Here is a 12,155-nt window from a genome sequence, read left to right on the forward strand (position 1 = left end):
CCTATATTTGTCCAATCTAAGTTGGGAATGCAGTTAAAACATCCAGAAATTCTTTGGGCCTTATTACTCCTCTTAATTCCCATTTTAATCCATCTTTTTCAATTACGGCGCTTTAAAAAGACCCCTTTTACCAATGTAGCCATGCTGCAAAAAGTGGTTTCTGAATCCCGAAAAAGCAATACCCTTAAAAAGTGGTTATTGCTCCTTACAAGAATGCTGGTTTTGGCTGCACTAGTTTTGGCATTTGCCCAACCTTTTTCTTCCAAGGAAACTGCCTTACAAGAAAAGGAAACGGTTGTGTATTTGGATAATTCGTTTAGCATGCAGGCCAAAACAAATAGTTTTTCACTTTTAGAAAAAGCCGTGCAAGATTTAGTTAGAAACATTGATCCAGAAAGTGTTTTTAGCCTTTTCACCAATGAAAGGACCTATAAAGACGTTACGATCAAGGACATCCAGAATAATTTATTATCGCTTTCCTATTCCCATAAGCAATTGAAACGGGATGAAATTCAGTTAAAGGCTAACACGCTATTTTCAAAACAGAACAACTCCAATAAAAACCTGATTTTGATTTCTGATTTTCAGACTCGAATGGAAATGGCAAATACCAATTCTAATTCGGAAATCAATACTTATGTGGTTCCAGCTCAACCTAAAGAAACTAGGAACATTTCAATAGATTCTTTATTTATTGAAGATAATTTAAGTAGACAATCTACGCTAAATGTCTATCTCTCTGGAGGAAATTCTAATGAGAATGTTCCGGTATCTGTTTACAATGGAGAACAACTTATTGCCAAAACTGCAGCAGAATTTGAACAGAACGGTAAGTCTGAGGTTGTTTTTTCAATTCCAGGAAACCAAGAAATAAATGGACAATTACGAATTGTTGACAATAGCCTGTCGTATGACAATCAATTCTTTTTCAATATAAATAAAAAAGAGCTCATAAAAGTAATGGGCATAAGCGAGAGTAATGACGATTATTTAGAGCGTTTATTTACCTCAGATGAGTTTAGTTTTAAGAAATATGCTCTAAATCAATTGGATTACAGTGCTTTGGATGAGCAACATGTAGTCATCTTAGATAGTCAAAAAACCATACCCAATAGCTTACAAAAGGTGTTTCGTACATTCAAGGAAAATGGGGGCACCTTAATTATAGTTCCTGCTCCAGATATAAATCTTGACTCCTATAATCAGTTTTTATCAGGGTTTATGGCAACCCGGTTTGTTGAAAATAATCACATCAATAAAAAGATAACCTCAATTTCTTTTGAGCATCCGCTGTATAAAAATGTTTTTGAAAAAACGGTGACAAATTTTCAATATCCATACACCGAACAATATTATAAAATACAATCTAGAGCACCCAAAATACTTGCTTTGGAAGGGAACGATGCTTTTCTATCTGGAATTGATGGGTTTTACATTTTTTCTTCTTCGTTGGAAGCTGGTAATTCAAATTTCAAGAATTCACCTTTAATAGTGCCTACTTTTTATAATATGGCGGCATATAGTCTTAAAACACCTCGCTCATATTATATATTGGCCAATCCAAATACTTTAGATATTCCGGTAACTATTGGGAATGATAATATAATCCAGGTATCAAAAAATACATACGAGTTTATTCCACTCCAACAAACATTTCCCAACAAGGTTCGTCTGACTTTTAGTGAAAATCCAACTGAGGATGGAATATTTACTATTACAAACCAAGGTGAACCTGTTCAAAACATTAGTTTTAATTTCCCAAGAGAAGAGAGCAGACTTGATTACCTGGATATAGATTCCATGCAGGACGTGACCGCTCAAGATTCCATAGCTTCCCTGTTCCAATTCTTAAAAGCAGAAAATAGCATTACCGCATATTGGAAATGGTTTGTTATTTTAGCGCTGCTTCTTGTGCTTGTAGAAGTAATCATTCAAAAATTTGTTACATGAACATTCTGCTGAAATCTGCAAAAATAGTATGCCCGGAAAACAAGGCTTTGCATTTAAAAAAGCGGGACATTCTAATTCAAAAAGGAGTCATTGAAAAGATTGCCGTTTCTATAGATTCACCTTCAAACAGTAAAACAATCAATTATAAGAATCTCCATGTCTCTTTGGGCTGGTTTGATAGTAGCGTAAGTTTTGGGGAGCCTGGCTTTGAAGAGCGGGAAACCATTGATAATGGAATTCATGTAGCCGGTACCAGTGGGTTTACCGATATTTTGTTGAATCCTAATACCAATCCTATACCAGATACTAGTTCAGATATTGTTTTTATAAAAGAAAGGGCAAAAGCGAATAGTACCAACCTATATCCATTAGGTAGTTTGACCAAAAAATCTGAAGGAAAAGAATTGGCGGAACTCTTTGACATGAAGAATGCAGGAGCAGTTGCTTTTTATGATTTCAAAAAGCAAATCCCCAATCCAAACCTCTTGAAGATTGCACTTTTGTATGCGCAAAATTTTGATGGCCTTGTATTTTCTTTTCCTCAGGATGGACAGATAAAAGGCAAGGGCATGGTGCATGAGGGAGAAGTCTCTACCAAACTTGGGCTTAAAGGAATACCGGATTTAGCAGAGGAACTTCAGGTATCCCGAGATTTGTTCATTTTGGAATATACTGGTGGAAAACTTCATATTCCAACAATTTCAACAGCCAATTCGGTGAAACTTATTGCCAACGCCAAAAAGAAAGGTTTGGATATAAGCTGTAGTGTAGCCATCCACAATCTCGTTTTTACAGATGAAAATTTGGAGGAATTCGACACCAACTATAAAGTTTCTCCTCCCCTACGCAGTAAATCGGATTGTAAGGCACTCATTAAGGGTTTAAAAGATGGCGTAATTGATTTTGTGACTTCGGACCATATCCCTATTGATATTGAAGAGAAGAGAGTGGAGTTTGATAATGCTACCAACGGAACCATTGGATTGGAGTCGGCGTTTGGCAGCTTGAATCAAATTTGCGGGTTAGAGATGGCCATATCCCTTTTAACCAAAGGTCGTGAACGCTTTGGCATTGCCTCTCCTGTTTTCAAGGAAGGTGAAAAAGCATGTCTTACTCTTTTTGACCCAGACTTGGAGGCAGTATTTAATTTGGATGACATTAAATCCACTTCCAAGAACAGTATGTTTCTTGAATCTAAACTAAAAGGAAAAATCTACGGAATAATCAACAATAATCAACTCTCAATATAAAATTTTGGGCAACTCAACCCCTGGGCATACCACAGCCATAATTTCATACATTACCATAGTTGGAGCATTGATTGCAATGACCATGAATATGGAACCAAAAAATAGCTTTGCCCGGTTTCATATTCGCCAGGCATTCGGTATTCATTTACTATATCATTCATTTTCCATTTTCTTGAACTATTCCGGAATAGATTCTGGATGGTTTCTTCTTTGGGCAATCTATATTTTTTGTTGGGTATATGGATTACTGGCAGCCCTAAAAAATAGGCAACAATTGCTTCCGGTACTTGGGCAATATTTTCAAAAATGGTTTACCTTTATTCCGTAAAAATAAGAAATGTCCCCCACCCCATTATCTTTAGAATATTTGTTACGTCCTTCTGTCAAATCAGATAAATCACCTTCTGTTTTTATGCTTCATGGATATGGGAGTAATGAAGAGGATTTGTTTTCATTTGCTTCTGAACTACCTGAAGAGTTAACCATATTTTCCCTTAAAGCCCCTTATGACCTAGACCCTTTTGGCCATGCTTGGTACGCTATAAATTTTGATGCTGAACAAGGAAAATGGAGTGATGATGAACAAGCGAAACAATCTAGGGACAAAATAGTCACATTTATTGATGAAGCCATTGAAGCCTATAATTTAGACGCGGATAACATAACTCTTTTGGGTTTTAGTCAAGGTACTATTTTGAGTTATGGCGTAGCGCTATCCTTTCCAGAAAAAATAAAGAATGTAATCGCGTTAAGCGGATATATCAATGAAAATATTTTGCTGGAAAATTATGAGGACAAGAATCATAACCAACTTAATATTTATGCCTCTCACGGTCAGGTAGACCAAGTAATTCCATTGGAGTGGGCGCAAAAAACACCAGACTTTCTAAAGCAAATGAATATTAACCATACCTATGAGGAATTTCCCATAGGTCATGGGGTATCCCAACAGAACTTTTATTCTTTTAAAGAATGGTTGGTGAAAAATATTTAATTGCTCCGTGTGTACAGCAAGTGGTCCACTAAAGTGAAATCCACACTTAAATCATCTTTAAGTTCATATTTGATAACGAGGTCCCCCCAATATTTTCCATCTGAAAAATCTGCCAACAACCATTTGTGATTTAGCACTTTTATTTTGTTGATTTTAAAATCACTTTCCATACCATCATAGGGCACCAAAGGATTGTTCCCTTTTTTTTCGTTGGTTTCCAAAAGTTTATCCTCAATATAGCGCGCTGGGTTTTTCAATTCCAGATGGTCGTAATACGCCAATGCATCATCGTTGTTTTCCAAGGAAAAATATTGAATATCCAATATTTTAAGTTGTGATTGTTGTAGGGAATCCTTCAAATCCGTAACCTCTGTGGAAAGCTTGTCAATTTTAGAGTTTAGCGCTTTCTGAAGGTTGTTGGTACTTACAAACTGATATAATACAATCAATGCGGCAAATACAAATAGATAAAGAAATATCTTGTTTTTCATGGTAATTAAATCTTCAATTGTAGGTTATCATAAGCCAAAAAAACGTTTTCTGGAAGTTTTTTCTCCACTTCTTCATGAAAGCCCATTAGGTGACTGATATGTGTAAAATAGGTTTTTTTTGCACCTACTTTTTTCGCAAACTCAAGAGCTTCCTCTAAATTAAAATGAGAATGGTGCGGTTCTTCCCTAAGCGCATTGACAACCATAATTTCCGTACCCATTATCTTGTGGAGTTGGTCGTCTTCCATACTTTTCACATCAGTTAGATACACAAATCCGCCTATTTTATAGCCAAACACCTTAAGTCTATTGTGATACGCTTCAATTGGTGTTACTTTAACATCTTCTAAATAAAAAGGGTTGTTTTTTTCTACCGTATTCACCTTAACCGCAGGTGCTCCGGGATACCTATTTTCATCAGCAAAAATATAATCGAACCTTATATTCAAAGCTTCTATAACTCGTTCATCGGCATAGATGGGGATATCTCCCTGTCTAAAGAAAAAAGGCCGAATATCGTCTATTCCAGCAGTATGGTCTGCATGTTCATGTGTAAATAGAATGCCGTCCAACCTACCAACCGAATGGGTCAACATTTGTTGTCTAAAATCGGGGCCGCAATCAATCACATAATTGAAATCCTTCCAAGAAATTAGGACAGAAACCCGGAGCCTTTTATCCCGTGGATCCTTACTTAGGCAAACTGGATGATTACTACCAATAACAGGGATTCCTTGTGAAGTTCCCGTCCCCAAAAAAGTAATGGTCATCATATCATCCATTAAATCCAAAATTATAACTTATTTATTTAATAGATTTGATTAAGAGTGTAACTTTGTTCATACAAAACTACTGGATATGTCCACTGCTTCCAATACGATTAATTCTTTTGAAAATATTCCATCTATAAAGGCGAAAACCCTTAGAATAAACCTTAATCCAAACATTTACGGAACCTTTGCCGAAATTGGCGCAGGACAAGAGACGGCACGTCAGTTTTTTAGGGCGGGTGGAGCCTCAGGAACCATTGCAAAGGCAATGAGTGCTTATGATAAATCTTTTAGTGATGCCATTTATGGTACCGAGGAAGATGGAAGGTATGTTACCCAATCGCGATTAAAGAAAATGTTGGCGCACGAAATGCGTTTGGTGGAAGAACGAATTAGTAGGGAGAACAATCCTGACTACCTTTTCTTTTCTTTTGCGAACACTGTGGCAACCATTGATTTTTCAAAGCGCTATAAAGGTCACGGGTGGATAGGTATACGTTTCCAGTTAGATCCCAAACAAAAGGAGTATGATGAAATTGTATTACATATTCGTTTTAAACAAACTGAAGCAAGGCTGCAACAAGAAACATTAGGAACTCTTGGGGTGAATCTTATTTATGGTGCATTTTTTAAATATCATAAACCAAAAAAACTTTTAAAATATCTATACGATCACATTGACAGTGATACTATAGAAATTGATATGATAAACTTTACCGGACCAAATTTCAAAGAGGTTGACAATAGGCTCATGAGTCTGCAACTTATTCGAAATGATATGACCGATGCGGTTATGTTTGGACCCGATGGCCATAATTTATTGCCAGCTTCAGTATTGTACAAGAAAAATATCTTGGCGCTGCGTGGTAGTTTTCGACCTGTTACCAAGGTGAACCTGGATATGTTCCAAAAATCCTATGATATTTTTGTGCGCGAACCGACGGTTGAGTATGAAAATACCATTGTTATTTTTGAAATTACCCTTTCCAATCTTAAAGCCTCCGGGGAAATTGACGAGCAAGATTTTATGGACCGGGCAGAACTTCTATGTTCTCTTGGACATTCTGTAATGATTTCCAAATTCCAAGAATATTACAAGTTGGTAGAGTATTTTAATAATTATACTAAATCAAAGATTGGATTGACCATGGGGGTAAACAATTTGGTCGACATTTTTGATGAAAAATACTATCGACACCTAAGTGGAGGGATTTTGGAAGCATTTGGTAAATTGTTCTTTAAGGATCTTAAAGTCTATCTATACCCTATGAAGGATGCTGCTACCGGTCAGGTTATGACCAGCAATAATATAAAGGTGCATCCAAGAATGAAAGAATTGTATAAATTCTTTAAATATAACAGTAAGGTGATGGATATTATTGATTATGATCCTGATATCATGCACATATTCTCAAGAGATGTTCTAAAACGTATTACAAACGGTGAAGAAGGTTGGGAGGAAATGTTACCTGAGGGAATTGCAGAAATGATCAAGGATAAACAACTTTTCACCAGAAAACAACCATTTCCTAAGAAGGAAGAAGTATAGCGTTTATTAGAAAACGGCATTTATCTTAAAAGAAAAATGCCGTTGGATATGCTTTTATAATTGCTAATTTAAAATTTGCGAAGTGTGCTCCTTTGCTTTCACTTTGTCAATTACCTTTTCTACAACTCCATTTTCATCAATAATAAAGGTCATTCTGTGGATTCCGTCAAATTCCCTGCCCATAAATTTTTTTGGACCCCAAACGCCAAACGCATCAATTACTGTATGGTCAACATCAGCTAATAGTGGATATTGAAACCCAAATTTTTTGCTAAAGTTTGATTGTTTTTTTTCTGTATCCTCGCTTACGCCAAGTATTTTGTACCCTTCACTCTGCAACTTTGCATAGTTGTCGTTTATATTACAGGCTTCAACAGTACATGTGGGTGTATTTGCTCGGGGGTAGAAAAAAACAACCAATTTTTCTCCTTTATAATCATTAAGACTTATTGTATTTCCATCTTGGTCTTTCGAAGAAAATTCAGGTACTTTATCCCCTACTTTTAAGGTATTCATATGCAATATGATTTTTAATTTTATTGTTTAATATATTTTATTCAAAGTTAAACAAAAATGACTAAACAAGACAAGGTAAATTTTGCGACCGCTACTTTGGATAGACTATATCCCACAATTCCAATTCCATTGGACCATAAGGACCCATATACATTGTTAATTGCAGTTTTGTTATCAGCGCAAAGTACAGATGTAAGAGTAAATAAAATTACTCCATTATTGTTTTCGGAAGCAGATAATCCTTATGATATGGTAAAACTCACGGTGGATGAAATCAGGGAAATCATAAAACCTGTCGGGCTTTCCCCTATGAAATCCAAAGGAATTCATGGATTGTCAAAAATATTGATTGAAAAATATAAGGGTGAAGTTCCCAAAGACATTGAATTATTGGAAGAATTACCGGCCGTTGGCCATAAAACTGCAAGTGTAGTTGTTTCACAGGCATTTGGTATTCCTGCCTTTCCAGTAGATACACATATCCATAGACTTATGTACCGATGGGGGTTTAGTAACGGAAAAAATGTTGTGCAAACGGAAAAAGATGCAAAACGATTATTCCCAGAAGAAACATGGAATAAGCTACACCTTCAAATAATTTGGTACGGTCGTGAATACTCTCCGGCTAGAGGTTGGGATATTGAAAAAGACATCATTACCAAAACAATTGGAAGAAAAACAGTGTTGAACGACTACTATAAAACAAAAAAGAGCCGCTAATTGCGGCTCTTTTTTGTTTTTTAAAGCTGTTAATTCAATGTCACTTCAAATTTGTGGCTTTTGTAATCAACTACTTGAATCGATTTAGAGTAGCTCAACAAGAAATCAATGGTTTCTCGTCTTGCCTTAACTGATTTTACAGTTTCTTGTTCTTCAGAGTAAATGTTTTCCATATTCTAGCATTAATGTTACAATTAGATAACGCCGCTAGAATTGAAATATTGCTGTGTTCGTTGGAATGCAGATTAATTCGTTAAAACGATATTATTGCGTTCAACAATCTTTCTAAGGTTGATCAAGGCATAGCGCATTCTACCTAGAGCAGTGTTTATGCTTACCCCGGTGTTTTCAGATATCTCCTTAAAACTCATATCCTTATAGATACGCATTAACAAAACTTCCTTCTGGTCTTCAGGTAATTCATCAATTAAAAGTGTAAGGTCACTATCTATTTGATTTTTGATAATCTGCTTTTCAGCGTTTAGTTTATCGTCCTTAATAACGGAAAAGATATTAAAGTCATCGCTCCCTTCAAACTTGGGCATTCTCTTATTCTTACGAAAATGGTCGATAATAAGGTTATGGGCTATTCTCATTACCCAAGGTAAAAACTTACCTTCTTCACTATATCTACCTTTCTTAAGTGTTTTGATTACTTTAATAAAAGTGTCCTGGAAGATGTCCTCTGCAACATCTCTATCCATCACTTTTGAATAAATAAAACTAGAAATTCTTTGATTGTGCCTGTTAATGAGGACTTCAAGTGCGTTTTCCTCTCCGGCAATGTAGTTTTTTACTAATATCGAGTCATCAATCTGTAGTTCCATACAAATTACTTTTTTGGTTAAAATTAGTAGCCCCTCCTTGTGTTAAGAAAGACTTTAGTTTTTAGCTTAATTTTAAAAAAGTAATTATTTCTGTATAGGCCTATCAGTTTTTTAATTACACATCAAATATAGAAAAACAGTATACCCATGAAAAAACAATGTTGTGATTTGGGCATTTTTAGATGTTAACTGATACAATATACGTATTAAGTGGGGGGTATTGTATCTTTGGTACCCTAATTTTAACATATGGCGACTATCAATAGTGTGAATCCAAAGCAAAATATAATCATAAAAGGTGCCAAACTGCATAACTTAAAGAACATAGATGTAGTTATACCTAGAAATAAGCTTGTGGTCATTACAGGATTGTCGGGTTCTGGAAAGTCTAGTTTAGCTTTTGATACACTTTATGCCGAAGGACAACGTCGCTATGTGGAGAGTCTTTCTTCGTATGCACGACAATTTTTGGGAAAACTGGATAAGCCAAAAGTTGATTATATAAAAGGTATAGCTCCCGCCATTGCGATTGAGCAAAAAGTGAATTCCACAAACCCTAGATCCACTGTTGGTACTACTACTGAAATTTATGATTACCTAAAGTTACTATACGCACGCATTGGTAAAACCTTGTCCCCCGTATCCGGGAATGAGGTAAAAAAGGACACCGTTACCGATGTAATCAATTATATAAAACCATTAGAAGAGGGAACCAAGTTGTTATTGCTTGCGCCCATAACCATAACTAAAGAACGTGAACCCCTAAAGTCCCTTGAGTTATTTTCCAAACAAGGCTATGCCAGAATTAAATATAAGGGAGAAGTTATTCGAATAGACAAAGCTCCAACGGATATTGGTAGAAATTTTGATTTAGTTGTAGACAGAGTTATTGTAAAAGATGATGAAGACTTTTACAATCGCTTGGCAAATGCAGTGGACAATGCCTTTTTTGAAGGTAAAGGGAGATGTGCCATTGAAAATCTGGAAAGCAATGAAACAAAAACTTTTAGCAATCAGTTTGAATTGGATGGTTTAAAGTTTTTAGAACCTAATGTGCATCTCTTCAGTTTTAATAATCCCTATGGAGCTTGTCCTAAGTGTGAAGGCTATGGAGACGTCATTGGAATAGATGAAGATTTGGTCATTCCCAATACGGCCTTATCTATTTTTGAAAAAGCAATTTTCCCTTGGCGTGGTGAAAGTATGGGTTGGTACAGGGATGAATTGGTCAATACTGCCTATAAATTTGATTTTCCAATACATAAACCTTGGTTTGAACTTACCGAAGAACAAAAACAATTGGTCTGGGATGGCAATGAACACTTTACAGGAATACATGCCTTTTTTCAACAGCTGGAAGAAAAAAGTTATAAAATTCAAAACCGAGTGATGCTTTCCCGTTATCGAGGCAAAACCAAATGTTCGGTTTGTAAAGGCAAGCGGCTTAGGGAAGAAGCCAATTATGTAAAAGTTGGAGGGTATTCCATTTCTGATTTGATTGAATTGCCCATCAAAAAGTTGACACCATTTTTTGAAGCATTGGAATTATCGGAACACGATACTACAATTGCCAAGCGTTTACTCAAAGAAATAACTACGCGATTAGACTTTTTAAGTAAAGTGGGCCTAAGTTACCTGACCCTTAATCGAAAATCCAACACGCTTTCAGGAGGTGAAAGTCAACGCATCAACTTGGCAACTTCATTGGGAAGTAGTTTGGTGGGTTCCATGTATATTTTGGATGAGCCAAGCATTGGTTTACACCCAAAAGATACCGAAAACCTGATTGAAGTATTATTATCCCTTCGGGATTTGGGGAATACCGTTATTGTAGTGGAACATGATGAAGATATTATGAAAGCGGCCGATGAAGTTATAGATATAGGTCCAGAAGCAGGAACCTTGGGTGGCGAAGTAGTGGCCACTGGAAGTTTGGATGCCGTTTTGAAATCAAATTCCTTGACTGCGGATTATTTAAATGGCACCAAAGAAATTGAAGTGCCAAAGGAACGTAGAAATTCCAAACAATACCTTCAAATAAAAGGAGCCCGGGAAAATAACCTTAAAAATATTGATGTAACCTTTCCTTTAAATGTACTGACCGTGGTTACGGGAGTATCTGGAAGTGGCAAGAGCACCTTGGTAAAGAAAATAGTATATCCCTCAATTCTAAAAGAAATTGGAGGTTATGGTGAAAAAGCGGGACAATTCACTAAAATGGAAGGCAAATATTCCCATATTAAACATGTGGAGTTTGTAGATCAGAACCCCATTGGGCGTTCCTCACGTTCCAACCCCGTTACCTATATTAAGGCCTATGATGATATCCGCACGCTGTTCTCGTCGCAAAAGTTAAGTAAACTAAGAGGGTATCAGCCCAAACATTTTTCTTTTAATGTTGACGGAGGTCGATGTGAAAAATGTAAGGGAGAAGGAGAAATCACAGTAGAAATGCAGTTTATGGCCGATGTGCATTTGGAATGTGATGTTTGCTCTGGAAAACGCTTTAAAAAAGAAATTCTTGAAGTTAAATTCGAAGGTAAAAGTATTGACGACATTCTAAATCTTACAATAGATGAAGCTATTGACCATTTTAAAACTCATTCCCAAGCAAAAGTTGTAAACAAACTTCAACCGCTTCAAGATGTTGGTTTAGGGTATGTTACTTTGGGACAGTCCTCCTCTACCCTCTCAGGTGGTGAAGCCCAGCGTATAAAATTAGCTTCATTTTTGGTGAAAGGAAATACCAAAGAAAAAGCCTTGTTCATCTTTGATGAACCTACCACAGGCTTACATTTTCACGACATTAAAAAACTGCTTAAATCCTTTGATGAATTAATTGGAAAGGGACATTCAGTAATCGTAATCGAACATAATATTGAATTGATCAAATGTGCAGATTACATCATTGATCTTGGACCTGAAGGTGGAGAAAACGGTGGACATTTAGTTGCTGACGGTACTCCAGAAGAGCTGGTTCAAAATCCGGAATCAATTACCGCTAAATATCTACAATCCAAGATATAATATTAAGGCGTAAATCCTATACGCTAAGGTTTCAATAATCAATGTCTAGCACTTATTCTTT

General features: G+C 36.1%; 12 protein-coding genes. 7 read left to right on the top strand and 5 right to left on the bottom strand.

From position 1 onward, the window contains the following. Positions 1 to 27 precede the first annotated feature (27 nt). The 4 genes from AAY42_RS04385 to AAY42_RS04400 are packed head-to-tail and all read left to right on the top strand — an operon-like array spanning position 28 to position 4,194. Positions 28 to 1,950 (top strand): BatA domain-containing protein, encoded by a 1,923-nt coding sequence (locus tag AAY42_RS04385; RefSeq protein ID WP_245625588.1) that lies wholly within the window; start codon positions 28 to 30, stop codon positions 1,948 to 1,950. Further along, positions 1,947 to 3,200 carry a dihydroorotase gene (locus AAY42_RS04390; RefSeq protein WP_055392777.1) on the top strand — a complete coding sequence of 418 codons (1,254 nt, stop codon included), beginning with the start codon at positions 1,947 to 1,949 and terminating at the stop codon, positions 3,198 to 3,200. The genes AAY42_RS04385 and AAY42_RS04390 overlap by 4 nt, the downstream gene beginning before the upstream one ends. Before the next feature lie 4 nt (positions 3,201 to 3,204). Then, positions 3,205 to 3,528, top strand: a complete 324-nt coding sequence (locus AAY42_RS04395) for a magnetosome magnetite crystal formation protein family (RefSeq protein WP_055392778.1) — start codon at positions 3,205 to 3,207, stop codon at positions 3,526 to 3,528. Between the two features lie 9 nt (positions 3,529 to 3,537). After that, on the top strand, positions 3,538 to 4,194 hold the full coding sequence (locus AAY42_RS04400) for an alpha/beta hydrolase (protein WP_055392779.1): 657 nt from the start codon (positions 3,538 to 3,540) through the stop codon (positions 4,192 to 4,194). Here the strand turns inward: AAY42_RS04400 and AAY42_RS04405 are convergent. Both AAY42_RS04405 and AAY42_RS04410 read right to left on the bottom strand, forming a co-directional pair. Next, positions 4,191 to 4,685 carry a hypothetical protein gene (locus tag AAY42_RS04405; protein WP_055392780.1) on the bottom strand — a complete coding sequence of 165 codons (495 nt, stop codon included), beginning with the start codon at positions 4,683 to 4,685 and terminating at the stop codon, positions 4,191 to 4,193. The genes AAY42_RS04400 and AAY42_RS04405 overlap by 4 nt on opposite strands. Before the next feature lie 5 nt (positions 4,686 to 4,690). Next, the gene (locus tag AAY42_RS04410) at positions 4,691 to 5,455 is read right to left on the bottom strand and encodes an MBL fold metallo-hydrolase (protein ID WP_055397721.1); all 765 of its coding nucleotides are present in this window, start codon (positions 5,453 to 5,455) and stop codon (positions 4,691 to 4,693) included. Between the two features lie 88 nt (positions 5,456 to 5,543). On the opposite strand from AAY42_RS04410, the gene AAY42_RS04415 reads away from it, so the two are divergent. Continuing rightward, complete coding sequence (locus AAY42_RS04415; protein ID WP_055392781.1) at positions 5,544 to 7,004, top strand: hypothetical protein; 1,461 nt, start codon at positions 5,544 to 5,546, stop codon at positions 7,002 to 7,004. A 63-nt stretch (positions 7,005 to 7,067) separates the two neighbouring features. Here the strand turns inward: AAY42_RS04415 and bcp are convergent, their stop codons facing one another. Beyond that, positions 7,068 to 7,520 carry a thioredoxin-dependent thiol peroxidase gene (bcp, locus tag AAY42_RS04420; protein WP_055392782.1) on the bottom strand — a complete coding sequence of 151 codons (453 nt, stop codon included), beginning with the start codon at positions 7,518 to 7,520 and terminating at the stop codon, positions 7,068 to 7,070. Positions 7,521 to 7,577: 57 nt separating this feature from the next. On the opposite strand from bcp, the gene AAY42_RS04425 reads away from it, so the two are divergent. After that, positions 7,578 to 8,240 carry an endonuclease III domain-containing protein gene (locus tag AAY42_RS04425; protein WP_055392783.1) on the top strand — a complete coding sequence of 221 codons (663 nt, stop codon included), beginning with the start codon at positions 7,578 to 7,580 and terminating at the stop codon, positions 8,238 to 8,240. A 29-nt stretch (positions 8,241 to 8,269) separates the two neighbouring features. Here the strand turns inward: AAY42_RS04425 and AAY42_RS18235 are convergent, their stop codons facing one another. After that, positions 8,270 to 8,413 carry a hypothetical protein gene (locus AAY42_RS18235; RefSeq protein ID WP_175288724.1) on the bottom strand — a complete coding sequence of 48 codons (144 nt, stop codon included), beginning with the start codon at positions 8,411 to 8,413 and terminating at the stop codon, positions 8,270 to 8,272. A 72-nt stretch (positions 8,414 to 8,485) separates the two neighbouring features. Next, on the bottom strand, positions 8,486 to 9,067 hold the full coding sequence (locus AAY42_RS04430; RefSeq protein WP_055392784.1) for an RNA polymerase sigma factor: 582 nt from the start codon (positions 9,065 to 9,067) through the stop codon (positions 8,486 to 8,488). Positions 9,068 to 9,316: 249 nt separating this feature from the next. Here AAY42_RS04430 and uvrA point away from each other — a divergent pair, with 249 nt between their 5' ends. Then, positions 9,317 to 12,094 carry an excinuclease ABC subunit UvrA gene (gene uvrA, locus AAY42_RS04435; protein ID WP_055392785.1) on the top strand — a complete coding sequence of 926 codons (2,778 nt, stop codon included), beginning with the start codon at positions 9,317 to 9,319 and terminating at the stop codon, positions 12,092 to 12,094. Positions 12,095 to 12,155: the final 61 nt, after the last annotated feature.

It is taken from the genome of Flagellimonas eckloniae (assembly GCF_001413955.1).
Classification (GTDB): Bacteria; Bacteroidota; Bacteroidia; order Flavobacteriales; family Flavobacteriaceae; genus Flagellimonas; species Flagellimonas eckloniae.